Raw genomic sequence first — 25687 nt, 5'->3', positions numbered from 1 at the left:
TCGCCCGGTCTGATGTTCGTCAGTCGAGTTGCGAAGGCTCGTGTTCGGGGTTGGCACCTGGCTCGGGCTCGAGGTACACCTTGCCTCCGGTGGCCATCGCTTGCAGCAATAGCAGACCGGCGGCAAAGGGAATCATCGCCTTGATGGGAAAGAAGTAAGGTATACCATTCGGGTTCGGGCTACCCTCAGCGGAAGCCCATGCCTCTGCCGCGTAGTGCCAGCCGGTCAGTAGAAGGACGGCGGCCCAGGGAAGTAAGAAAATGAGGGTGCCCACGAGATTTACCACGCGGCGATCCTTATGGGTGAACTTCTCGTAAAAAAGATCGACCCGCACGTGGCGGTCGTGCTGCATGGCGTAGGGAATGCCGAGCATGAAGATGACGGCGAATAGGTGCCACTCCAATTCTATCACCCAGGCCCCCGTCAGGGAAAAGATGGTGCGTAGGCCTACGTCAATTACGATAACGGCAATCAGCATGAGATTGAGGTACCCGGCCGCCTTACCAACGAAGGCAACGAGGGATTCAATGGCTCTTACGGTGCGCATGGGTAAGGTGTGTTAGGTAGTTCAGGTGTTTGGGGGAAGTAGAACGCTTTAGCTAAAGGTAAGAAATGAGGAGTAAAAGCATCCTTTGTTAATGCAGATAATATCGCTGCTGACCTAGTTGTAGACCGCCACTGCTATGCTTAATCATTCAAAACTGAGTAGGGTCTGATGGATGATGTACCCCTTTTCCGCCTTCTCGTCCCAGGGCAAAAGGCTACAGGCTTGCAGGTCGGCATTGCAGCAATTCCGGCACTGGGTGTGGCGGGCATCCAGGAATCGTTCTACCAGTCCAATGCCCGGAGCATACCGTTCGAAGGCCTGCCGGTACTCAATGGCGTTGTTCACCTCTGCCTGAATGACGAGTTGGGTTTCGGTAAGTGCATTCCCATTTAGCGTTGTATCCAGCATAGTTGGAGCGTAACGATAATTCCAACCGTTGTAAACGTCAAGGAATTCGCCGCCGACGGGGATGTCCTGGGTAACGTCGAAAGCCACGTTGCCATCCCACGATCGGTTGGGCGTGATGGGGAAGATCAGCTTGGTGAAGGTCAGGTTGTCTTCGGTCCGAAAGGCGGCGGTTTCCGCCTTTTGGAGGGTGTACGTCTGGACAAACTGCCATTCTGCAGATCCGTCCGTACGTTGCCAGCGTTCCCCTCGGTAGACGGTTTGCCCATCACCCGTAGTGAACGATTCAACCAATTGCTCCCGCACCTGCGACCGCGCCGTATCGTAACGCACGCCACGCGATAGCCCTACTAACACGATGCTGTCCTGAGCATAAATAACGGGGCGATTCAGCTCGACGGGAAAGTAATCCTGGTCGGAAGCCAGATCGACCGGGTCCGCAACTTCCTCGTTACAGGATGCGAGCAGGCAGAGCGCGAAAATTGATATATAGAAACGCATGGAGCAAAGGTAAGCCGGGCATCGGCGACAAGGATAGCAGCAAGCCGCCGGCCACCCTATTTGACGTTGATTAACGTAAATAAAGGGAATCGTGGTACCCGCCGTGCTAACTTGCGACTCCTTAAGCAGCAGGAAGTCCTGGCCACTGCAGAACTTTTCGCAAACCCCACCCATTGGGCGAATATGGATAAAGTAAGAATTGACAAATGGCTCTGGGCCGTGCGCATTTTCAAGAGCCGTACCCTTTCGGGTGACATCGTCCGAAGTAACAAAGTCCGTGTTAACGGGACGGTCGTGAAACCAAGCTTTTCCGTTACTGTGGGTGACCGGGTGAGCGTCGTCCGAAACGGCTTCAACATGGAATACGAAGTGGTAAAGATCCTGGACAAGCGCGTTGGCGCACCGATCGCCGTTACTGCCTACATCGACCACACCCCCGAGGAAGAATTGACTAAATTCAAGGATTGGTTCGTCGGGAAGAGTGGTTCCGAATTTCGCGAGAAAGGCAAAGGGCGGCCCACCAAACGGGAGCGCCGGGAGATCGATACCTTTAAGGATGATGAGTTCAGTTCGTAAGTTCGCCCCGGCTGCGCTGCGGCCATCACCCCTTCAATAAAGCACCTTGCCCCCCACCCCAGCCTCTCCAGCTAGCCCTTCCCCCAAACCGGAACCGGTTGGTATCATCGGTGCCGGTTCCTTCGGTACGGCTATGGCTAACTTGATGGCACTGAATACTGACGTATTGGTGTACAGCCGCAACCGGCAGGTGGTAGAGCAACTACAAAAAGATCGCTTCCGCTTCGGCGTTGAACTGCACCCCCGCGTACGGGTGGTGAACGATCTGGCACGGGTGGCCGGGGAATGCCAGTTGATCTTCCCCATCGTGCCTTCCAACAACTTCAGGACGATGATGCGCAGCATCACCAAGTACCTAGAGCCCGCCCACGTGCTGATTCATGGAACCAAAGGTTTTGACATCACGGAAGTGGAACTGAATGACATTCCGAAAAAGGGACTGCGCCGGCGGCAGGTCCATACGATGACTGACGTCATTAAAGAGGAAAGTGTCGTCGTCCGAGTGGGTGCCCTCACCGGGCCTAACCTGGCGCGGGAGTTACTGGACGGCCAACCCTCCGCCTCCGTTGTGGCCAGTAAATTTGATGAAGTGATCACCCGAGCTCAGGCCGTGCTGGCCTCGCAGCAACTGCACGTCTTCGAAACTCACGATCTTTTAGGAGCAGAGTTGGCCGGCGTCCTTAAGAACGTGATTGCACTTGGTTCCGGCATTCTTAAGGGATTTGGCCTCGGCAAGAATATCCAGGCCATGCTCATCACGCGTGGTCTCCACGAAATGATCTACTTCGGCCGCGCCCTCGGCAGTGAAAACCGCGCCTTCTTCGGGACGGCCGGCATTGGTGACCTTATCGCCACGGCCACCTCTCGCAAAAGCCGCAACTACACCTTTGGCTACCGGTTGGGTAGCGGTGAAAAACTGGCCGAGGTGATGGAGACCAGCCAGGAACTGGCCGAAGGCGTCCGTACCCTGATGGTTACGCGCCACCTGGCTAAAGATTTGCGCCTGCGGGTCCCTATCACGGAGATGCTGTACCGGATCGTCTTTGAAGACTTCCCCATCAAGGAAGCGATGGATTACCTCATTACCTACCCTTACGACGTTGACGTCGATTTCTTGTAATATTGCTCTATGAAGTTTAAGCAGTTCATTCCACATATCGTCGCCGTCGTGATGTTTTACGCGGCGGTGTTCATCGTCTTTGCCCCGCAGTTTGATGGTAAGGACCTCCGGCAGGGAGATATCGAAGCTTACAAGGGCTCCTCCGCCGAGATGGGCGCCTACCAGCGTACGGAAGGCCGACGCATGAACTGGACGGGTACGAGTTTTGGGGGGATGCCTACCTACCAAGTCAAGACCATTTCTAAAGGGAACTTACTTCGATCATTAGAAGCGCCGATCAGGAGTTACCTGGGTGGCGCAGCTGGCATCTTCTTTGGCGGTTTGATCTGTGCGTATCTATTCCTGATCATCGTAGGAGTAAATCCCTGGTTAAGTATAGCGGGCGCGTTCGCGATTGCGCTGGCCACCAACAATATGGTCCTCTGGGGCGCTGGGCACGGGACGAAGACAAGAACGCTGCTGTATCTGCCGCTAATAGCGAGTGGGCTTATCGTAGCTTTCCGACAGAAATACCTGGCGGGAGGGGTACTTTTTGCGCTAGGCATGGGGCTCGCTATCCTCTCGAATCACCCGCAGATGCTTTACTATTTCGGGATCACGGTACCGATTTTCGGTATTGCAAAACTGGTACAAGCAATCAGGCAGAAAAAACTAAAGGAATTCGCTTTAGCTAGTGCTGCATTGCTAGTAGGACTTATTGTTGCCCTGGGCGCGGGTGCGAGTAACGTGCTTCCAACCCGGGAATATGCTGCAGCAACTATGCGGGGTGGGCAGGTCCTGGAAAAGCCAGTAGCCAGCTCATCTGGCGGCGCAAACACTGGTTCTGGACTTGATTGGGATTACGCCATGCAGTGGAGTAATGGCTTCAAGGACGCGATTGCCACCTACGCCCCAATGGCAGCAGGTGGCGGAAGTGGAGAGACGGTTTCCTCTACCTCATCCTTTGGAAAAGCGATCAAACGGGCTGGCTTCAATATTCGCAGCCAATTTATGGCGCCGCTGTACCATGGCTCCCTGCCCTTCACGGAAGGGCCGATCTACCTCGGTGCGGTGGTGTGGGCCATCTTCATATTCGGGCTCTTCACGGCAAAAAGGCCCGAGGCTGCCTGGTTGGGCGGTGGCACCCTCCTCATCATGCTCATGGCGATGGGCTCCAACCTGGAAGGGTTCAACCGATTTCTGTTTGACAATGTCCCCCTCCTCAATAAATTCCGGACGCCTAATTCCGCCCTCTCCATCACCACATTCATGATGGCATCCCTGGGGATCTTGGGAATTACCCGTTGGTCGAAAACTCTGACAAAATCTCCTGAGCGAGCGCGGAAGCAATTGCTCTACGCTGGCATCACTGCCGGAACCTTAGGTTTTCTGGTAGCCGTAGTTCTGCCAAGCTTTATCACCTTTTCGGGCGCCAATGATGCACCTACCCTAAGCCGAATGCTCGGTGGTGCTGACGTGGGCGCAAACTTGCTCCAGGCACTAGAGGATACCCGCCAGGAAGCTTACTCCGACAGCGCCTGGCGGAGTTTCCTCTACGTTGGCCTCACCTTCGGTCTATTGTTTGCCTGGTTTAAACAATTAGTCAACCCCACCATTGCGGGACTCATCCTGGCTGCCCTGGTAGTGTTCGACTTCTCGGGCATCAATAAAGAATACATTGGAGAGGACGCTTGGGTACGGAAAAGAAAATTAGGGACCAGGCCACCTACCACTCCGGCAGATGATCTGATCCTCGCCGATAAAGATCCCAACTTCCGGGTACTGAATTTGACGGTCAACACCTTCAACGACGCGTCCACCAGTTTCTACCACAAAAGCATTGGTGGCTACTCCGCCGTCAAAATGCGCCGTTACCAGGATCTAATCGACGGCTACCTGCTGAAGCGCGATCAGGATGTGTTGAACATGCTCAACACCAAGTACTTTATCGTCCCCGGTGAAAATAACACGCCGCAAGCCCGTAAAAATCCGGCGGCCTACGGTAATGCTTGGTTGGTGAATCAAGTCGAAGTGGTGAGCAGTAATACCGCTGAATTCGAAGCCTTGGGCACCGTAGAGGATCTGAAGAAGACCGCTATTGTCCACGAAGATTTTGCGGACGTGGTAGCTGGTATCAGCCCAAGTGGCGAGGGCAGTATTCAACTCACTAAGTACATCCCCGATAATCTGACCTACGCCTTCGATTCACCCTCAGAACAATTGGTCGTGTTTTCCGAGATGTGGTACGGCCCCGACCTGGGTTGGGAAGCCACCATCGACGGTAAACCAGCTGAGTTAATCCGGACCAATTACATTCTACGTGGCCTTCGGGTACCGGCCGGACAACACGAAATTGAAATGGTTTTCAACCCCGGTTCCTACAATCTTGGGGTAACGCTGAGTTACATCTGTAGCCTGTTAATTATACTAGGTGCGGCCGGTTTGCTGGCTTACCGTTACCTGAAGCAACGGCGGGTGGAGAATACGGCGGTGCCGGTGGAGGAGTTGTAGTACCGACCTTTTAACCCGGGGTCTTGCACAATCGGTATTCTATTACGATGAATAAAAGACTTGCCTAACCGCGGTCTATAACGAAAACCTAGGGTCGTGTTTTACCAGGCGTCTATAACGATGAATTAGATCGTATTCTACCAGGCGTCAATAACGACAAATCAAAATCGTGTTCACCCCGGGCCTCAATAACGAAAACCCAGGGTCGTCAGCCTGCGGCTGCTTGACCCTGGGCTAACTTGCGTGTCCCTCCGGGACACTTAGGCGGTAGCGGTGGTACCTACTTCGTTCGTCGTTCCTTCACTACTACCTGGCGGCCGTCCGCTTTCGCAGCATCTAGGAAGAATTCGCGGTAACTATCGTACTCGGTGGCGGGGATGTTGAAGGGTACTAGCTTGAGCGTCCGCACCCACTCCAATTGGTTACCCTTGACGGCGATGGTGGACCTGTATTCGCCAGCAGCGTGATCGAGATCAATCCGTTCGGGGCCGAGGCTTTCGATCTCCATATTATTGGGGAGGGTGATTCTTACGGTATCCACGTAGAAACGGGATTCTTCGCTCCGAACTTCCGTGCGGCGCTTTTCCAGCCTTTCGGGGACGCCGTAAGCCGAATACTTGTTGACGGGGATAAACATCCGTTTGCCCATGGAGCGGGCGTACTTATTCAACTTGGTGTGGTAGTGTAGCTTAGCTTCGGGTGCGTCCGGTACTACGCTTAATTCGTAGGTACTACCGTGGACGTCCGGGATCGTTCCCGTACGGTGGAGCGCTTTGATCTGCTCCCGCTGGTCTGGCAATTCATCCTGCAGGTTGCGGTACCGATCGTGGGTAGTACCGAAGTAGTGGTTGTGAAAATCCAATTCCGCGCCGCCATCTTCCAGGACGGTCACCGCGAGGGTTTGTAGTTGTCCGTTCTCAGCAGGTGAGGTTCGGGGGATTTCCGCTAGCCGGCCGCCTTCGGGGGTGACGTGCAGTACCGTTCGCCCTTCGGTAAAGCTGCCCAGGTAGCCCGTCGGATTATTACTGCTCGTACATTCCAGGTACATATCCTCGGCGGGGACGTAAAGGATCATGTGGTTGAAGTAGGGGTTTGCGAATTCCTCCGATTTAGGCATCCGGACTTCATCGCCGGCTTCCACGAGTACGTGGTAGGATTCAATTCCAATTTCGTTGAGCATCGCGGCCATATAGTTACTCAGCGCTTTGCAATCGCCGTAGCGATTTTCCTCCACGTAGCTCACGGGGAAAGGTTGCCAACCACCGATGCCGAGCTGGACGCTGATGTAGCGCGTTCTCTCTTGCATTAAGCGGTACAATGCGTCAATCTTCGCAAAATTGGTCTCCTTGTCGTCGGTTACTTGGTGTACCAATGCTTTGAGTTCCGGGGTAAGCACGTCGCGGTCCACGTAGAGTTGCTGCATGAATTGGCCCAGTTGGTTCCAGTCTGAAAAACTCCCTTCGTACCCATCCGCGTTGAATTTTTTAAAAGTAGTGATCAGAAAGGGCATTTGCTGGCTAAAGACCGGAGCCAGCACTTCGTGACTTACGGCGGGGATGTCCGCCAATTTCCACTCGTAGACCATGGGGTCCGATCCAGAAATGGTGGGTTCCGGAATGTTGTTACCCTGTACATTCAGACCGACGGATGCCGGCACCGTCACTCGAATCGTCGCCTGCTGGAGTGACTGATCATATTGCAAGGGCGCCACGGAAGGGGCACCCATTACCATACCGATTCCCTCCATTTTCTTTTCGTAAGTCTTGACGATTGTGTACGGATACTTGGCGTACTCCATCGAAGCGTACATCACCCGGCCGTTACCGTCAAAGCCATCTACGGCCCGAAAGTCGTTAATGGCTGATTTCTTGAGCTTCCCCAGTTTCTCCCCCAACGGACCGAATATTTCTGCTTCCAATTTCGTGACCCGCGACGTACCCTTGTCGTACCTCGCCGAAACGTCCGACAGCGACGCGTGCTTACTGTTGAGAATAGTTATTGTCTCCGTCACGGTTACGGTCGATTCTCGATCGGAGTACACCACGTAATCGTACGTCAAATCACGCACCACGGAGTTTGCGTTTTCTTTCAATTTCTCGGGGAGCGTTAGAATGGAATACTGAAAATCTTGCGCTGCCGCGGGTGCGGAGCAAAGGGCAAGTAACAATAGGATAACTGCACGCATCATTTAGCCTTCTTTAGTACGATGACGGATTCTTGCGCTTCGATGACCAGCTCAAACAACTCCTTCAGCACGGGATATTCCGCGGCCGAATAAACCGTCCGGTTGATGCTGACGCGGTGCTCCAGGTTGATCTTCCCATCTTCCTGCCCGAGGACGCGGAACAGCGAGACCATCGACCCATCCTCAGACTTCACGATGAAGGACTCCGGAATTTCGTCGACGACGTACCCTTCCGGCAAATTGATGGTCGTGATGTAGCGTTTCACCCAGGGGTAGTTGAAATCCATTGGGTAGAGCCGGCGTTCCGTGTCCACAAGTTCTTTATCCAGTGCAGTAACGAGAATTGGCTGCAAATAGAGGTAGTCATCGACCACGTCCGCCATCGGTACTTCGAGGTGCATCGAGTATTTCATGTCGCCACTTTTGACGTCTCCGTCCATCACCTCCATATCCACGAGTGAGGCCTCAGGAAAACGCTTTGCAATGTTTTCTGCGATGGGAAATTCCATATCCTCTTCCATATTGGCAACACGGATTCGATCCGAGTAAGCAAAGTAGCTATCGCTTTTGGCGATGATCTCAGTGGTGGCGGTACCATCATCTTGTAAATCTGCAGTAACCATGATGGTGCTCTTTGCGGCGGGCGTAGTCGGCTCCACCCAGCGTGGATTGTCCGGGTCAGCAATCATCACCGCGCCGTTGAGGGCGGAGGACCGGGGCAATCCCATTGGCCGGCGGCGGTCATTAGGGTCCAGGAACGTCCATTCGCCGTCTAGTTTGGCGTACACCATGGCGTGCTCGAATTGGGCCATGATGGGGAAGACCTGGATCGGTGCTCCCCGGTCGCGAAGGGATACCAACGCTGGTTGCGCTTCGATATCCGCACGGCGCAGGAGGGCCAGGAGCATGAAGGCCATCTCCCCGCTGTCGCCTTCCTTCGCCTCAAAAGTGCGATCGGGAGAGTGGTCGCTCGTCCAGTCGTGCACCTCATTCCAGACGACGTTGTTGATCACGAAATCGTAGAGCGCCTGTGCCTTTTCCGTTTCGGTGGTGAGGCCGGCTAATTTGGGTTCGGCCACTTTCCAAACGCCATTGGAAAGGCCACCTTGCTTGTAGGCTTTGCCGAACTCCGTCCAGCCGTCCATCGCCTTGATGGTCTGCGGCCAATCCGTGAAGATCTTGCGGACGGTACCGTCCGGTGGGTAGAAGTTCCGTAGCTGGTATTGGACGTACGGGAGGTAATCCAAAAAGTTATTGACGTACGGCTGGTATTCGTAGGAAGGCAGGTCGTAGTACCCAAAAGTGTTGATGTTGATCTGGTGCGTCCTACTCCCTAATTGCTGCGTAGTGTTACGGTGTTGCTTGACGTCGTAATTAGTACTCGTCCCAATGTTGACGTACTCGAACATGTCCAGAATGCGGGAGCTGTACTCTACGTACCGCACCGGAATATCCTCCTGAAACTGGAAACGACTGGGAACGACAATGTTTTCGGTAGAATAATTATACTGATACTCAATGATCGCCCCCTCCTTCACGCCGGGGAAAGTAAACTTAATCAGGTTCACGTCATCGCTATACTTGGACCGTACGAAGTCCCGCCCCTTCAGCTTGACCACTTTCTCCCCGGGAATAAAAATGCAAGCATTGATATCGGTCATGCTTTCAGTTTTGGGGCGGTAGTACAGTTCTACCGTCGCGCGGTCAAAGCTGGATTCCCGAATGAGTTTCACCCGACGGTGAACCCGCTGTGTCCGGCGGGGCGTATTGGAAGCATCAAAATTGATTTCGAGGCTCATCCGGTCAAACAGAACGTAAGCCTCGGTGGAAGAATCACGGCCGGTGGGCATGTAGGAGAATTCTCCCGCGCTGAGTTTCCCGTATTTAATATCGAGTGGTTCGCGGTCCTGGGCGCACAGTCCGGTTGTGATCAGGAGGAGAAGTAGGAACAGGTTGAGGTGTTTCATTTAAATGGGGTTAGGCCCTCCCCGCAGTAAATCTTCGCTCTTTAGTGATTGCTGACAATTCGCTTAACGCAACGTAAACTAGGGTCGGACCGTGAAAAATTAAGGTGCACCAATTATGGCGCCTGGCAACAATATATGGATTCTATCTCGCATATCACACTATGTATTTCGGAGAGCGGGAGAGCTTGGGGAGGCCTGCGGCGCTTACGTCTACTATTAACCCGTCCCGAAGGGCCGGCCTACGTAGCGATGGCACACCGTCAGGTGGCCCATTCTACAAATCATGTTTAGCTATTTCGCATGAGCAGGGGAGGTTGGGGAGGCCTGCGGCGCTTATTTTGCTTCGCAGTACTTCGTGCTCGCATGAGAGGTAGAGGTTTGGAGAATAAGAGTTTGGTAAATTTCACCTGTTTTGTTCTAAGGTATTTTCCCATGAGCAGGAGATGTTGGGGAGGCCTGCGGCGCTTACGTCCACAATCAATCCGTCCCGTAGGGCCGGCCTACGTAGCGATGGCACATCGTCAGTTGGCCCATTCTACAAATCATGTTTAGCTATTTCGCATGAGCAGGAGAGGTTGGGGAGGTCTGCGGCGCTTACGTCCACAATCAATCCGTCCCGTAGGGCCGGTCTACGTAGCGATGGCACACCGTCAGGTGGCCCATTCTACAAATCATGTTTAGCTATTTCGCATGAGCAGGAGAGGTTGGGGAGGCCTGCGGCGCTTACGCCCACAATCAACCCGTCCCGAAGGGCCGGCCTACGTAGCGATGGCACACCGTCAGGTGGCCCATTCTACCAAGCGAGGCCGGTGGCCAATTCCACAAACAGCAGACGGTAACCACCACCACCCACCCCCACATTTTCGTTAAATCCCTACCTTACCCTCCCCAAATAAACCAGTATGCTCATCCGCCCCTTCCTCTCTTTAATTCTTACCTGTTTCGTCACCATCTCCCTCTCCGCTGGAGGTGGAATGTGGCTGCCCCTCCTCCTGGAGAACCTCAACGAAGAGGAAATGCAGGCCATGGGGATGAAGATCTCCGCAAAGGATATCTACGATATCAACAACAGCAGCCTTAAGGATGCCATCGTCCACTTCGGTGGGTTCTGTACCGGAGAGGTGATCTCTAATCAAGGGCTCGTCCTCACCAATCACCACTGTGGATTTGGGGCCATCCAGAGCCATTCAACGCTGGAGGATAACGTTCTGGAAAATGGCTTTTGGGCCAAGAACAAGATGGAAGAAAAACCCAACGCCGGGCTCTTCGTCACCTTCATCGAACGCATCGAAGACGTTTCCGACCAGGTGCTCGCAGGGGTGACGGATGAGCTGAGCGAGTCTGATCGGGACAAATTGATCTCCGGCAACATCGATGCCCTTAAAGAAGGCTACCAACTCAACAAGTTCGAGGAAGTGCTCGTCAAGCCTTTCTACGATGGTAACCAGTACTTCGCCTTCGTCACCAAAAAGTACACCGACGTGCGCTTGGTGGGTACCCCACCCTCTTCCATTGGTAAATACGGCGCCGACACCGATAACTGGGAATGGCCCCGCCACACCGGCGACTTCAGCCTCTTCCGCATCTACACCGCCCCCGACGGCAGCCCGGCCGACTACGCTCCTGAGAACGTGGCGATGACGCCCAAAAAGCACCTCGAAATCAGCATGGCCGGCGTCAAACCCGGCGACTTCTCCATGATCTTTGGCTTCCCCGGCCGCACGGATCAGTACCTCAGCGCCGAAGCCATGCGCCAACGGACGGAGGTCGTCAACCCCATCCGCATCGGCATGCGGGACAAGAGCCTAGCCGTCATCGATAGCGCCATGCGGGCCAACCCACAGGTAAAAATCGATTACGCCAGTAAGCAGGCCCGCATCGCTAATTCCTGGAAAAAGTGGCGCGGCGAAAGCGAAGGCGTAGCCACCTTTGATGGGATAGAAAATCGGTCCGCCATGGAAACCGAGTACAATCAGCGGCTGGCGGCCAAACCTAACGCTAAGCAGGCCTACGGCAACCTACTTCCAGAGATCAATAGCATCATCGCGAAGCGGGAAGAAGTCGCAAAAGCACGCGCCTACGTCAGTGAGATCAACTACAACGTCGATCTATTTCGCATCGCCAGCGTACTCCGTGGCCAACTCCGGGTCGCGGATAACAACGGCATCGAAGCCTTCACCGCCCGAGTGCCTCGGATCGTGAACTACCTGAAGAATTTCTACAAGGGCTACAATGCGGAGATCGACAAGCGGGTCGCGCTAGCCCTGTTGCCGGCTTACTACGAGGAATTACCGGAGCAGTACCAGAGCCAGTACGTCCGCGATCAGGCCGACTTCGCCGGTAGCCAGAGCCGCGTTATTCAGGACCTCTTCAACCGCAGCTACCTCACCCGCGGGGACCGGCTGATCAACTTGCTGGAAACCAATCCTCAGGGTGCGGTGGACATGATCAAGGGCGACATGGCCTACCAATTCGTCCTTCAGCTCAATAAGCACAACGAAACCCACGTGGTCGATATCTACAATGAGTACCAACAGCGCCTAGCACCCCTCCAACGCCAGTACATGAAGGGCTTGATGACGATGTTCCCCGAAAAAAGATTCTACCCGGATGCCAACTCCACCCTCCGCGTCAGCTACGGCAAATTCGAAGGCTTCGAGGGTCTCGACGGCAAGGACAACCACTACATGACCTACCTCGACGGCGTCATCGACAAGTACGTCCCCGGCGATTACGAATTCGACCTACCGGCCAAACTCATTGAATTGCACGAGGGAAAGGACTACGGCCAATACGCCACCGCCGACGGCAAATTACCCGTCTGCGTCCTCGGTTCCAACCACACCACCGGTGGCAACTCCGGTAGCCCCGCCCTGGATGCCAACGGTCGCCTCGTCGGCCTCAACTTCGATCGTACCTGGCAGAGCACAATGAGCGACGTTAATTACGACCCCGCCATTTGCCGGAATATCATGGTCGACGTTCGGTACGTGCTCTTCCTGATTGATAAATTGGGCGGTGCGCCACACTTGGTGGAGGAGATGACTTTGGTGAAATAGCCGAAAGGCGGTACCCTACTTCACCACGAAGCCATTCAGTAAATCGTGAATCATTTCCTGGTTGCGCTTCCAAACGGTTTCGGTTGTCCAGGTAACGAATTGCACGGAGCCGGCATCGTTGGAATAGTAGTAGCTGTCGAAGACAATCACCAGACCATTCAGGTCCGCTTTGAGGACGCCACGCAGCAGGTCCGTTCCGTTGACGTTGCGCGCTTCCACGGATAGGATTTCGGATTTCTTGCCAGAGCTCTCGTCAAGTGTGTTCTTGGCTATCAACAAGAGTTTGTCCTTCGAGATTTCTGTCTCCTCGGCGATGACGACACACCAAATATCTCTTTCCTTGCCCTGAATGGCGAAGGTCGCATCTTCATTGAGCGTGGCGGGTGGTACCCGCTTCCAAACGCTGGCGTCGTACTTGACGTCGAACATATCGTTCGGGGCCGTCAGTACCTTTTGGGCCTTCGCGGGTGTGGTGAAGGGCGCTTCAATTTCAACGATGTCGAGTTCCTGGTTCAGGTAGTCAAACACCGTTTCCTGCTCGGGCATTTCGTCGAGCATGTCGTAGCTCCACGTGCCGTTGTCGTAGACGAAGATGGTGTCTCCGTATTCGGTCACGGCAAGGGTTTGGGCGGATACCGAGATGATGGGAAGTAGAAGCGCTATGGCAAGTAATAGTAGATTGGGGGTGTATTTCATGCCGCAAAATAAGCGACAAATAGAAACTTCATCTTTCGGAGAAGCCTGAAGAGATTACTGAATTAATCCTACCGAGGTGCTGACTACTTGAGCCAACCGACGCGCCGTTTCCATTTTTCATATTGCAGTTTGCGTTCGGCGTGGCCTACCCTGGGGTAATCGCTTGCTCTTTGCGCGCGATCTCTCATCTTTTTAGTTCTTTCGGCGAGTGAATCCAGTCCGAGAGCGGCACGCCGTTCATCCACCCCGTCCGCGTCAGCGATTGGTTGAGGAGAGAGTTCGCCGTTTGCATCGTAATCAAATTGGGTGCCGTAGGTCTGCGGCCGGTTTTCAAAGATGGCGATGCGATCTTCCAGGTAGGCTAGGCGGACGCGTTCGCGCAGGTTAGCCGCTGGTTCCGCCTTCAGTACATCGCGGCACGCTCGCATGAAATTTGGCCGGCTGATCGCGTGCTGTACGATGAGCCAAGCAGCTTCGGCGGCTTCGGGCTCAACCCTACTTTCGGTGGGGAAACCTAACTGGGAAATCACCCTCTCCAAACGGTCCGCATTCTTAACGTGCAGGGCTTCCATAGCCACATCATACCCCTCCCCCAGCCTGCCTTCCGCGATGAGAGCATCCCGTAGCGCGAGGTCTTCGCGGGCCCATTTTACTAGTTCCGCTTTTGCCCAATCCAGGGTGATTTTTTCCATATCAGTTCACCTTACATTCAGACATCCACAAGTTGGCGCTGCCGCGGGTGCCAGGGAGATGGGCGAGTAAACCGGGCCTTACCTATTGTTTCTTGTTCCTTGGCTTTGCACCTGCGGCAGCGCCCTGATTGTTGAGTGGAAGATAGGAATGAACGGAGAATTTGTGAAGGGTGACCTGACTATGTAGAATGGGCCAACGTGCGGTAGTGAATAAGCCGACGTGCGGTGAAGAATGGACCACCATGCCAAGTAGAATGGGCCACCTGACGGTGTGCCATCGCTACGTAGGCCGGCCCTTCGGGACGGCTTGATGAGCGTGGATAACATCGCGGGCACCCAGGAAGAAAAAGGCGTAGCTGGCTAATGCGACAAGGTGGGAGAAGGTATCGGCGTCGAGGAGGCCGGGGATGGCGATGCCGAGGGCCTGGATGAGGGAGGCGGCCGTCATCACCACACCGTATGTCGCCAACCAGGTGCGGCCTGGGCCGGCCTTGCGCTGAAGGAGATTCATGGCGACGAAAAGGACCAGCACCGGGGTGAAATTGCCGATGACGAGCAGGAAATTATCCGTCAGAAAGGACGCTGCAACAAAACCTACCAGTTGGAGAAAAGCGATGGGCATGAGTACTTTCCGGGCGTTTGGCAGGTAGGTGAGAATGGTGTAGCGGAAGAGGCAAAAAGTGCCGGCGGCGATCATCAGGTAGGTGATGAGCCGAGGGATAAAGCGGGCGCCAAGGGGCTCGAAAAATCCGTGGTCTACCCCACCCAGAAACGGTGCGGCACCGGCAAAGAGCATGAAAAAGCAAAGCAGCCCGGGGCGGGAATGCGGAGCGGACAGCCTACCGAAGAGCCAGCCGGACATGAATAAGCAGCAGGCCGCTAGGGCGAAATCGGAGAGGGCGATAAGCTGGGTTGGGGAAAACATGGGCGAAATTGATGCTCAATTTCGATTCTCGATTCTCAAAATTGGATTCTCGATACTCGATACTCGATTAGTGAGGACTGAATGGCTACCGCAAGTATATGCTCACTGCGTTCGTACAGCGTAAGAATGGTAGATCTAGTTTTTAATTTTTTGTACAACTCTGCTACCTGATCCCATCTCTATTTGAGATGGACCTTTTTGCGTTCGAATCAATAGACATTGATCTTTAGTCCAACGGAAAGTGCATAGGGGCGCAATTGGCTTACCTCAAGGCGCGTGCCTTCGTAGGGAATTAATGCGTCCGGATCGTAGAGGCCGCGGACGGAAAGGGCGTGTTGAACGAAGACCGCGTAGCGAAGGCCAATGGGCGCGGTAGCTCCGGCGATGATGGCTACGTCGATGTCGCGAAATTCGAGGCCGACTTCGTTGATGGGTGGCGCGGCGCGGAGTTGATCAAAAAAGCCACGGTTGGCAGTACTGAATTTGATGAGCCGCGTGACCTTGGCGCCGACCTGGAGGATAGGACTTCGGTACAAAGCAAAATTGTCCCGCTTACCCGTGGCCTTGCGGTTACCGATGCGGTAGTTCAGTAGTATGGGTACCTGGATCATGGACAGGTTGAGCTGGGTGCCGTTGCCCCCGTCGATGCGGATCTCCTCCGCGTTGGGCTGCGCTCCTTCGCGGGAGTACCCTACCCCAACCGTAAGAAAAAGCTCCGGCCGAAAAAGTACCTGCGTCTCTACCCCAAATCGTATCCCCGGCTTGCGGTACCCGAAGTACCGATCTCCGTGGATTTGGGACATGTTGAGGCCGACCATTGCGGCGGCAGCGAACTTTTGGTTGCGGTCGGGCTGGGCGGTGAGGGCCAGGGAGAAGGTTAGGAAGAGGAGGGTTAGGTGGGGGCGCAAATTTTGGGACTTTAGACGTTGGATTTTAGACTTTGGACTTTGGACTTTGGATTTTGGATTTTGGATTTTGGAATATTACTGAAAGGTATGGGTCCGCCACCTGACGGTGGAGAGTCATGGGCTTGTTGTTACCCATTTGGGGCAAGAGTTTGGAAAAATACTGGGTTTTCGGTCACGGGAAGACGCTGAGATCGTCCAAGTATAAAACCAGATACTATGGATACTCAATCTTTTCTTGAAATTGTTGTCTACACGCCAACGGAAATGGCTCAGGACACTTTTCTACCTGTCGTTAGCAAGGCCGCAAAGCTCCTGTGGGACAAGGCCTCCGGACTACGGTGGTGGAGCCACTGGGTCGGAGAGGACGGACAGATGCGTGCCGACGTGGTTTGTTGGGATGGTCTCGACTCCGCCTTCGCCGCCGCAGAAATGGTGATGGCGGACCCTGATTTCCAATTCTTCTCCGCCGCCATTGCGGCCGTTCAGCACATGGGGCACTACCGGTCGTCCGTCAACGCGGCAGACCTTCGAGGTACTATGGAAACGAAATCAGGACTACTGGAGCTGGCCCTCTTTTCCACTAAAGACCCCGCCACCAGCCACGCCATCCACCCAAAACTGCATAGCCTCTTGTCGCAACGGGAAGGGTGCCATCACCACGCGATGCTGCGCCACGACAAGGATGCCGATGTGCTGGGCGACCTGGCCATCTGGCAATCCAAGGAACAACACGAACTGGCCGCAGCCGCCCTGATGGGATTACCCGAACTCGGTCCGTACTTTAGTAGCATTTCCGAAATGAAGGTCTTCGGCCTTTTTGCGGCGGCTGGTACCGACGGCGGGCCGATCATTAAACTTAACTAGCTCAATGCTTACCGATAACAGCGATTTGCTCGATGAGCAATTGGTGGAGATGGCCACGAATGGCGACCTGAGTGCCCTTGATCAATTGATCCGGCGGCACCAGGCCTTCATTTACAACGTGGCGCTACGCTACGCCCTCAGCCCGCAGGATGCGCAGGATTTATCGCAGGAGGCGCTGGTAAAAATCGTCACCCGCATTGGCCAGTTTGCCGGCAAATCGTCCTTCCGCACCTGGGCGTACCGGATAGTCGTCAACACTTTCCTGGATGCCGAGAAAACGCCGCTGGAAGGTGAGATCACTAGTTTTGAACAGTATGGTGAGGCGCTCGATAGTATGCTCTTGCAGCCACTACAATTGCCTGCGGACACCGAGCCGGATGCCGGCCTCATCGTCGAAGAAGCTAAACTAGGTTGTATGCTCGGAATGCTCCTCTGTCTGGACCGCAAACAACGCCTGGTCTTTATTCTGGGGGACCTTTTCGGGGTGCCTTCCGCCGTGGGTGCGGAGGTATTTGGCGTTCCGGCGGATACGTACCGTAAACGACTGCAACGCGCCCGCCGTGATCTACGCAACTTTATGAATGCGAAGTGTGGGCTCATCAACAAAGCTAACCCCTGCCGTTGCCGGGCCAAAACCACCGCCTTCATCGCCGCCGGCTGGGTGGATCCGCAACAACTCAAATTCACCCGCCCTACCCTGCGGACGGTGGCTCAACGAGCTAAAGCCGCCGTTGGCCCCGTCGACACTTTGCTAGCGGATGACTACGTAGAGTTGTACCGGCAACACCCCTACTACGATGGCCCGGACTGGGCGGTGCGGTTCCGAAAGTTGGTGGCGGATGAGCGGGTGCGGGAGGTGTTTGATCTATAGACGTTGGATTTTAGACGTTGGATTTTGGACGGTGGATATGGACGTTGGACGTTGCTTTTTGGACGTTGCATTCGGCATTTTGGACGGCCTATTGTCAAATAAGTGATCCTGAAAGGATCCCCGGTAGCCCAGGGTCCCAAGGTCCGTAGGACCGACGACCCTGGATTTTCGTTAATTCCCAACCTAAAAACCCCGATCTACATAGCGATGCCACCTTTCCGGCAGCCCAGATATAATTCCCCAATTAATTGGTTAACCAAATAGCCACACGCCCCATTGCCAACCCACTAGCACACATTAGCAATCTCTAACGCCAACAGAATGGCACAAGCGCGGCACAATTACGCATATGGATTTACTTATTTTATAAACCCTTGCCTACCAATCAAATACGATACTTTATAAGCATCGTACGTGTCTCCACACCATACCAAAACAAGCGACTTTTCTTGCCATCGGATTGGTCAACCAAATATTTGGTCAACCAATTAACTTTGCTATCTTTGGGGCAGAACTTTGACTACCCGGACATCATCATCACACATGTTACACAACTTTAATCAGATCAAGGTGGACTCCCCCGTCGACATGATCATTAAACAGATGCGGGCGCTCATCACTTCAGGGCAACTTTCCCCCGGAGATCGGCTGCCGGCGGAGCGCAAGCTGGCCGAACGATTGGGCGTCAGCCGCGGCCACGTGCGGGATGCACTACGCAAGTTGGAGTTCTACGGTATTCTGCGTACCCTCCCCCAAAGCGGTACCGTTGTATCAGGTCTGGGTATTGCCGCTTTGGAAGGACTGATCACGGACGTCCTCCAACTTGAAGAAAGCGATTTTGCGTCCCTCGTAGAGACCCGCGTGATGTTAGAAATTCAGTGCGTTAAGCTGGCTGCCATGCGCCGGACGGACGAAGATCTCGTAGAGATCCAACGCGCCATTGAGGCTTATGAAGTCAAGACCGCTGCGGGTGAGTCCTCCATCGAAGAGGATTTAATGTATCACCTCAGTATCGCTGACGCGAGTAAAAATGGCGTACTCAAGTCGTTGATGATGGTTATCACTCCGGATATCATCCGGTACCACATGAACTACCGCGTCTGTGACGATAAAACAGAATTCCGAGCTCACCTGGAGCACGAAGAGATTCTACGTCACATCCGCCGCAAGGACGTGGAGGGTGCCGAGGAAGCCATGCGCCGCCACCTGAAGGACGTTGTGAACTTCAGCAAGGGTTTGCAAACCTAAAAGCTATCGGGCGCCCGAGCTGATTCTCACCAATCCAGCTTTGGCGCTCACTTTCTTATAAGTCGATTCAAAATACTTTCACTACTGAGGCCGGCAAATTTTAAGCGCCGGCCACCACCGAAATAACCCAATTCTACCAATGGGTTTGGAGGGATAACTTGGTTATGGTTTTGCGAATACGCTCTTGCGTTAACGGTCAGTTACTTGTCCGTTGCTAACCTTGACCTACCCTCTTTAGCGGCAGCCGATCAGCACTACAAAATACACTTCTTTGCACCCTATCCTTCACTCTGCACCCGCGGCAGCGCCCACATCAACCTCCTTGCGGTGGTTAGTCTGTCTAATGCTCTTGATAGCTGCTCTTGGTTGCGAAGCACCTGCTCCGACAGATTTTCGCGCACAACTGGACGCCGCCGGACCGGGGGACCGAATCGTCGTGCCCAACGGAACGTACACAGATGAGGAATTTGCGCTACACGCCATGGGAACATCAGAGAACCCGATCTACCTGGTCGCGGAAACGGATGGCGGTGTCATTTTGGAAGGTGAATCCAGTTTGGCCATTTCCGGTGAATACATCATTGTTGAAGGCTTCGTTTTCCAAAACGGTTTCACCCCAACGAGTGAAGTGATTAGCTTTCGGACGGAAGAAGGCGTCTGTAATCATTGCCGCGTGACGCAGTGCGTGGTCGACAATTACAACCCCAATGAGCGCTTTGATAGTGACTACTGGGTGGCCCTCTACGGGCGCAACAACCGCGTAGATCACAATAGCTTCGTCGGGAAACGCAACCAGGGCGTTTTACTGGCCGTGCGCCTTGGCGATGAAGCCGACCGCGAGAACTACCACCGGGTTGACCACAACTATTTCGGTTATCGGGGTACGTTGGGTTCGAATGGCGGGGAGACGCTGCGCATCGGTACCTCGCACTACTGCATGTTCAACTCTAACACGCTCGTGGAGGCCAATCTCTTTGAGCAGTGCAACGGCGAAGTGGAGATTATTTCCAATAAGTCCGGCCAGAACATCTACCGCTACAACACTTTCAGGAATAGCCGCGGCACGCTGACGATCCGTCACGGTGATGAGACGACCATCAACAATAACTTCTTCTTCGGTTCCGGATTGGCTCACACGGGCGGTATCCGCGTGATCAACGCTAAGCAAACCGTAGTGAATAACTACCTCAGTGGCCTCCAGGGATATCGGTTTCGCAGTGCGTTGACGGTGATGAATGGCGTACCCAATTCCCCGTTGAACCGCTACGTTCAGGTCACGGATTCGGATATCAGCCGCAACATACTGGTGGAATGTGCGAACGTGGGCCTCGCGGTGGGTAGCGACGCCGAACGCAGCGCAACGCCGGACCGGACGACCTTCACCGACAACGTATTCTACCGCAAATCCGGTGGCTCTCTATTCAACGTTTTTGACGACCTCTCCGGCATCACCTTCCGGGGCAATCTGCTCAGCGATGGCTTGAAACCACTACAATCTACCGGTTTTGAGAGCCGTGAGATAAACCTCGAAGATGTTGGAAATGGCATTCTATTACCCAGCGGTTTAGCGGTGTCGGACAGTATTCGCCGGGGTATCGACCTCATGGCGACCGCCGAAAATACGGGAGCTTCCTACTACGAGATGGACGTACAGGAACCCTTCTTCGCGACCGGAAAAACGATCGACGTCAGCCCAGGTACCAACACCATCTGGGAAGCCGTGCGTAGCTCTTCGCGCGGTGACGTTTTGCGCCTCACCGCCGCGGGGGAATACCGTACCACGAAATCCATCGATCTCCCCCACCCCATCAGCGTGATCGCTGCGGAGGGTCTGGCGGAAAAGCCGACGCTGCTCTTCGAAAAAACAACGCTTTTTAACATCGAAAACGGGGGTTCGCTAATGCTCCGTGGCGTCAAAGTGGATGGCAAGGCCTGCCGCGACCGCCCACTGAACGCCGTCGTCCGCACCAGCCGCTACAGCATGATCAGGAACTACAAGCTATTCATTGAGGATTGCGACTTTACGGACCTGGACATCAACCACAGCTTCAACGTCCTGCGCGTATACAAGAACACCTTTGCGGACTCGATCGTGCTGCGCAATAATCGCTTTGAAAACGTCTCCGGCAGCGTGCTCGCCCTCGACCGGGAAACGGATGATATTGGCGTGTATAATGCCCAATCAGTGGTCGTTGAAAACTGCCTGTTTGATGATATCGGTCAGGAAGCCATCCACATCCACCGGGGCGGCCGCGATGAAAGCACGCTGGGCCCGATGGTGACCATCAAGGACTGCACTTTCGACGAAATTGGTGGCGACAAACGCAACCGCACGGGGGCTTCGATCCGCCTCCACGGCACGCAAGTGGTACAGATTGACGGTTGCATTTTCGACGATTCCAAACCGGTTGCCCTCCACCTGGTGGTCGGTGAGCCGGTGGTCGACATTACCAATTCCGTCTTCTCCGGCGGCACGAAACTCGTAGACAACGGCGAACCCTACCGCACGGCGGGGCTCAAACGTGATTTGACGGAACCGATGACTTCTCTTAACGGCCGGGCGATCGGTACTAGGCTGGAATGATTATGTGGAAACTTTTGGTTGGTGTTGGAATCCTCTCCCCCGGCCCCTCTCCGAAGGAGAGGGGAGACGTGATAGACGTGATAGATGTGAGCAATGTATCGGCTGTTATTACTAAGCTTGCGTCAATCACAACAGCGGCGCTTATACTAGTTCTGCTGTTCTCTTGCGAAAATGAGGCAGGAAAGTCTGTTGCTAGCGAAGAATACGCGCCCGCTTTTCAGGAGCAGTTGGCGCTGACGCAGGTGCAAGTAGAAAAGGTGATGCAGGCTGGGATTGAAGTGCCTACGCCAAAGGACATGGCCGGTGGGCCGACGCACGAAATCCACAAACAGAATTGGTATACCCTACGGGATGCCGGCGCGCTGTACCGACTGACCGGCGACGAACGTTACGCCGTCTTCCTACGGGATGCGCTGTTGCTGTACGCCGAGCGCTACCCGACGTGGCCCACTCACCCGACGGACCGGTCTTACGCCACCGGGAAGATCTTCTGGCAGTGCCTCAATGACGCCAATTGGTTGGTGTACGTCAGCCAGGGCTATAACGATATCTACGACTGGCTCGATGAAGACAACCGCCAGAAACTGGACAACGAACTCTTCCGGCCGATGGCGGACTTCCTATCCGTTGAGAACCCGCAATTCTTCAACCGAATCCACAACCATTCCACCTGGGGCAGCGCTGCGGTGGGGATGATCGGCCTGGTAATGGAAGATGACTCCCTCGTCAACCGCGCCCTCTACGGCTTACCGCCGGACGTGTTACCAGATGACCTGCGGGATGACGATACGGGCAAGATCAAAGACAAATACGGGCGCGCTGGTTTCCTGGCGCAGCTCGACCTCAGCTTTTCTCCGGATGGCTACTTCACGGAAGGGCCTTATTATTTGCGGTACGCACTGTCACCTTTTTTACTGTTCGGCCGCGCGCTGGCCACCGAACGCCCCGAAATTGGCGTGCTGGATTACCGGGATGGCATCCTTAAAAAGGCCGTCCTCGGTATGCTCAACCAAGCGGACCCGACCGGTGATTTTTTTCCCATCAACGACAGCCAGAAGGGCATGTCCGTTTACTCGCCGGAAGTGGTGAAGGCCGTTGATTACGCGTGGTACCACTTCGGTCGCGACCCGATGTTACTATCGTTGGCCGAGCAACAGGGGGCATTTACCCTCGACGTTGAAGGGGCGGCCGTTGCCGACGCTATTGCGGCGGGTGAAGCCGTCCCCTACCAACCTTCCCCCGTAGCTTTTATGGATGGCCCCGAAGGTGATGAAGGTGGCGTGGGCGTCCTCCGGGCCTACGGATCGGACGACGCCCAAACTTGCCTCGTAATGAAGTACTCCGCGCAGGGAATGGGCCACGGTCACTACGACAAATTGGCCTACTCGCTTTACAACGAAAAGGGGGAGGTGATCCAGGATTACGGCGCGGCCCGGTGGGTTAACATCGATCAGAAAGGCGGCGGTCGTTACCTTAAGGAGAACAACAGTTGGGCTAAGCACACGCTGGCGCACAACACCCTGGTGATCGACGAAACCTCTCAGTACGAAGGCAAGATCAGCATCGCGGAGGATCTTCACCCCGACCTTTATACTTTTGACGTAGCCAATACGGATCAGCAATTAGTAAGTGCCACAACCGACAATGCCTATCCGGGTCGTGATCTGCAACGTTTTAACCTACTGGTGACAATCGATGCGTTTACCCAACCGCTGATGGTAGATGTATTTCGTTCCGCTGGAACCAAAAACGCCCAGCACGATCTCCCAACTTGGTACCTGGGTGAGTTACTGCAAACGAACTTCCCTTACGCTACCCGAAACCGGCTCCAACCTCTGGGTAACGGACACGGCTATCAGCACGTGTACGCGGAAGCCAGCGGCGTACCGAAGCCCGGCGTAGCCCACATCAACTGGCTACACAAAGGCACCTTCTACACCCAAACCATGGCTACGCAGCCGGGTGACGAAATCCTGTTCCTGCGACTGGGCGCTAACGACCCCGAGTTCAACCTTCGGCGTGACCCGGGCTTCCTACTCCGTCGTACGGCAGCCACAACTACCTTCGCCTCCGTACTGGAAACGCACGGTAGTTACGATCCTCGGGAAGAGGTGCCCCGCCGCCCCTATGGTGAAGTTGCTAATCTGGAATTGGTGATAGATACGGAGGACTACGTAGCCCTTCAACTAACGCATAATGACGGAACAACGTGGGTACTCACCCTCGCGCTTCAGGATCCCGACAGGACTACCGAACACCAATTAAAAATCAACGGGCAGACCTTCAGCTGGAAGGGCGTCCATCACCTCATAAAAACAGACAATGAAAGCAAGTAAAGAATTTCTCTACGGCGACGAGATCCCCTGGGAAGAGGTCGGCCCTGGACTCAAACGGCAGATCCACGGCTGCGACGACAAGATCATGCTCGTAAAGGTGCACTTCGAGCCCGGCGCGGTCGGCCAGCTACACGAGCATTACCACAGTCAAGTCACCTACGTCGAAAGTGGCGAATTTGAGATGACGATTGGGGATGAGGTCCGTACCATCAAAGGTGGAGATTCTTACTACATACCCCCCCACGTGATGCACGGTTGCGTATGCACGAAAGCCGGCGTCCTGATCGACGTATTCAGCCCCCACCGTGAGGACTTCGTCGATTCAATCAAGCACTAGATGAAACTCAAAGGACTAAGGTGGTGGGTCGTGGGTTTGATCGCCCTGGCTACCGTCATCAATTACATCGACCGGCAGTCGCTCAGCGTGCTGTGGCCGGACATTTCTCAGGAGCTGTATCCGGATTATACGGCGGATGAGCGGAAGGAGGTGTACGCTTTTATCAGCGTGGTCTTCATCTTTTCCTACGCTTTTGGGCAGGCCATTTTCGGTCGCATTTTTGATTGGATCGGTACCCGGTTGGGTTTTGTCCTCTCAATTGGGGTTTGGTCGCTGGCAACCGCCGCGCACGCCCTGGCCCAAGGGGTGGCGAGTTTCTCCATCTTCCGTTCCATTCTCGGCATATCCGAAGCCGGCAACTGGCCCGGAGCTACGAAGGGGAACGCGGAGTGGTTTCCAACTAAGGAGCGGGCCTTTGCGCAGGGAATTTTCAATTCCGGTGCGGCGATTGGTGGAATCATTTCGATACCCATCATTTCTATTTTGGCGGCGACCTATAGCTGGCAGACGATCTTTATCCTGGTGGGTATAGTTGGTTTGCTCTGGCTCATCCCCTGGCTGATTCTGGTGAAAGCACCACCGCGTGAACACCCCTGGATAACCGAAGAGGAGCGACAGTACATCCTCACTGGTCAGCAGAATCAGGACCTCGATCGAGACGGAGCATTCGATGAAGGCTATAACCCGAGTTTTGGGAAGTTGCTTAGCCACCGCGAGAGTTGGGGCGTCATCCTGGCCACCGCCGTGATTGATCCCATCTGGTGGCTATTCATTGTGTGGATTCCCATCTACCTATTTGAGTCCTACGGCATCTCCACGCAGGAGATCAAGGACTTCGGTTGGATCCCATACGTTGGCGCGATGTTTGGCGCCTGGTTCGGAGGCCTGATGGCTCAGAACCGCATTAAAGCAGGTAAGACGGTGGACTACACGCGCAAGCTCGTCATCACCCTTGGTTGTCTCATCATGCTTCCTAGCCTGTTGGCGCTCTCCAATCCAGGTGGCCCACTGGCGGCATCCCTGATTATGGCCGTCGTGCTGTTTGGTTTCCAGACGGCCATTGGTAACGTGCAGACCCTGCCCAGTGACTTTTTTGGTGGCAAGACGGTCGGGACGTTATCCGGAATCGCTGGTACCGCCGCCAAGTTAACCGGTGCGGCCATGACGGCCCTGGTGCCTTGGTTGACTCAAGGCGGTAACTATACTACCGTTTTCGTGATTGGTGCGGTGATGGCCCTGATCGCCATTGCGAGTATTTGGTTCCTGTGCCCGCGCATCGCTCCATTAAACGCAAAAGAGGATTCTATTTTCCTTGACCGGTAGTCAACCAACCCTTTTCCCCAGAGTACCTTTATTAATTGAACTAAAATAAATAT

At 54.5% G+C, this 25687-nt stretch carries 19 protein-coding genes; 11 read left to right on the top strand and 8 right to left on the bottom strand.

Annotated elements, in window-relative coordinates; genetic code table 11:
* Positions 1-19: 19 nt before the first annotated feature.
* Both A3850_RS14180 and A3850_RS14175 read right to left on the bottom strand, forming a co-directional pair.
* A complete protein-coding gene (locus A3850_RS14180; RefSeq protein WP_068217764.1) occupies positions 20-547 on the bottom strand; it encodes a TRAP transporter small permease subunit in 528 nt (175 codons plus the stop codon).
* Positions 548-691: 144 nt separating this feature from the next.
* Positions 692-1453, bottom strand: a complete 762-nt coding sequence (locus A3850_RS14175; RefSeq protein ID WP_068217761.1) for a hypothetical protein — start codon at positions 1451-1453, stop codon at positions 692-694.
* 183 nt (positions 1454-1636) lie between these two features.
* On the opposite strand from A3850_RS14175, the gene A3850_RS14170 reads away from it, so the two are divergent.
* From A3850_RS14170 to A3850_RS14160, 3 genes are read left to right on the top strand one after another with little or no spacing between them, the layout of a single operon-like run.
* Entirely contained in the window at positions 1637-2029 is a 393-nt protein-coding gene (locus A3850_RS14170; RefSeq protein ID WP_068217758.1) for an RNA-binding S4 domain-containing protein, read from the top strand.
* A gap of 46 nt (positions 2030-2075) precedes the next feature.
* The gene (locus A3850_RS14165) at positions 2076-3149 is read left to right on the top strand and encodes an NAD(P)H-dependent glycerol-3-phosphate dehydrogenase (RefSeq protein WP_068217755.1); all 1074 of its coding nucleotides are present in this window, start codon (positions 2076-2078) and stop codon (positions 3147-3149) included.
* A 9-nt stretch (positions 3150-3158) separates the two neighbouring features.
* Positions 3159-5639 (top strand): YfhO family protein, encoded by a 2481-nt coding sequence (locus A3850_RS14160; RefSeq protein WP_068217752.1) that lies wholly within the window; start codon positions 3159-3161, stop codon positions 5637-5639.
* Between the two features lie 280 nt (positions 5640-5919).
* On the opposite strand, the gene A3850_RS14155 is transcribed toward A3850_RS14160, so the two are convergent.
* Together A3850_RS14155 and A3850_RS14150 are read right to left on the bottom strand one after the other, a co-directional pair.
* Positions 5920-7827 (bottom strand): DUF3857 domain-containing protein, encoded by a 1908-nt coding sequence (locus A3850_RS14155; protein ID WP_082921827.1) that lies wholly within the window; start codon positions 7825-7827, stop codon positions 5920-5922.
* Complete coding sequence (locus A3850_RS14150; protein WP_068217745.1) at positions 7824-9791, bottom strand: DUF3857 domain-containing protein; 1968 nt, start codon at positions 9789-9791, stop codon at positions 7824-7826. The genes A3850_RS14155 and A3850_RS14150 overlap by 4 nt, the downstream gene beginning before the upstream one ends.
* A gap of 902 nt (positions 9792-10693) precedes the next feature.
* Here A3850_RS14150 and A3850_RS14145 point away from each other — a divergent pair.
* The gene (locus A3850_RS14145; RefSeq protein WP_082921826.1) at positions 10694-12850 is read left to right on the top strand and encodes a S46 family peptidase; all 2157 of its coding nucleotides are present in this window, start codon (positions 10694-10696) and stop codon (positions 12848-12850) included.
* Positions 12851-12865: 15 nt separating this feature from the next.
* Here A3850_RS14145 and A3850_RS14140 read toward each other — a convergent pair whose 3' ends face one another.
* The 4 genes from A3850_RS14140 to A3850_RS14120 all read right to left on the bottom strand — a co-directional run bounded on the left by A3850_RS14140 (position 12866) and on the right by A3850_RS14120 (position 16071).
* Positions 12866-13546, bottom strand: a complete 681-nt coding sequence (locus tag A3850_RS14140; protein WP_068217742.1) for a hypothetical protein — start codon at positions 13544-13546, stop codon at positions 12866-12868.
* 83 nt (positions 13547-13629) lie between these two features.
* Complete coding sequence (locus tag A3850_RS14135) at positions 13630-14238, bottom strand: DUF6624 domain-containing protein (protein WP_068217740.1); 609 nt, start codon at positions 14236-14238, stop codon at positions 13630-13632.
* 280 nt (positions 14239-14518) lie between these two features.
* On the bottom strand, positions 14519-15163 hold the full coding sequence (locus A3850_RS14130; protein ID WP_157501217.1) for a hypothetical protein: 645 nt from the start codon (positions 15161-15163) through the stop codon (positions 14519-14521).
* A 209-nt stretch (positions 15164-15372) separates the two neighbouring features.
* Positions 15373-16071: a hypothetical protein gene (locus A3850_RS14120; protein WP_068217731.1), complete on the bottom strand. Its 699-nt coding sequence runs from the start codon at positions 16069-16071 to the stop codon at positions 15373-15375.
* Between the two features lie 216 nt (positions 16072-16287).
* Here A3850_RS14120 and A3850_RS14115 point away from each other — a divergent pair, with 216 nt between their 5' ends.
* From A3850_RS14115 to A3850_RS14085, 7 genes are all read left to right on the top strand, one after another.
* Entirely contained in the window at positions 16288-16935 is a 648-nt protein-coding gene (locus tag A3850_RS14115) for a hypothetical protein (RefSeq protein ID WP_157501214.1), read from the top strand.
* A 4-nt stretch (positions 16936-16939) separates the two neighbouring features.
* Complete coding sequence (locus tag A3850_RS14110; protein ID WP_068217725.1) at positions 16940-17806, top strand: RNA polymerase sigma factor; 867 nt, start codon at positions 16940-16942, stop codon at positions 17804-17806.
* A gap of 543 nt (positions 17807-18349) precedes the next feature.
* Positions 18350-19054 carry a FadR/GntR family transcriptional regulator gene (locus A3850_RS14105; RefSeq protein ID WP_068217722.1) on the top strand — a complete coding sequence of 235 codons (705 nt, stop codon included), beginning with the start codon at positions 18350-18352 and terminating at the stop codon, positions 19052-19054.
* 343 nt (positions 19055-19397) lie between these two features.
* On the top strand, positions 19398-21638 hold the full coding sequence (locus tag A3850_RS14100) for a chondroitinase-B domain-containing protein (RefSeq protein WP_076639957.1): 2241 nt from the start codon (positions 19398-19400) through the stop codon (positions 21636-21638).
* Positions 21639-21640: 2 nt separating this feature from the next.
* On the top strand, positions 21641-23974 hold the full coding sequence (locus A3850_RS14095; RefSeq protein ID WP_082921928.1) for a heparinase II/III family protein: 2334 nt from the start codon (positions 21641-21643) through the stop codon (positions 23972-23974).
* Complete coding sequence (locus tag A3850_RS14090; RefSeq protein WP_068217717.1) at positions 23961-24311, top strand: cupin domain-containing protein; 351 nt, start codon at positions 23961-23963, stop codon at positions 24309-24311. The genes A3850_RS14095 and A3850_RS14090 overlap by 14 nt, the downstream gene beginning before the upstream one ends.
* Positions 24312-25634, top strand: a complete 1323-nt coding sequence (locus A3850_RS14085) for an MFS transporter (RefSeq protein WP_068217714.1) — start codon at positions 24312-24314, stop codon at positions 25632-25634.
* The last annotated feature ends 53 nt before the right edge of the window (positions 25635-25687 follow it).

Source organism: Lewinella sp. 4G2 (assembly GCF_001625015.1).
Lineage (GTDB): Bacteria > Bacteroidota > Bacteroidia > Chitinophagales > Saprospiraceae > Neolewinella.
Note: the sequence above shows the minus strand (reverse complement) of the source record. Positions and strands in the feature narration are given on the sequence as shown.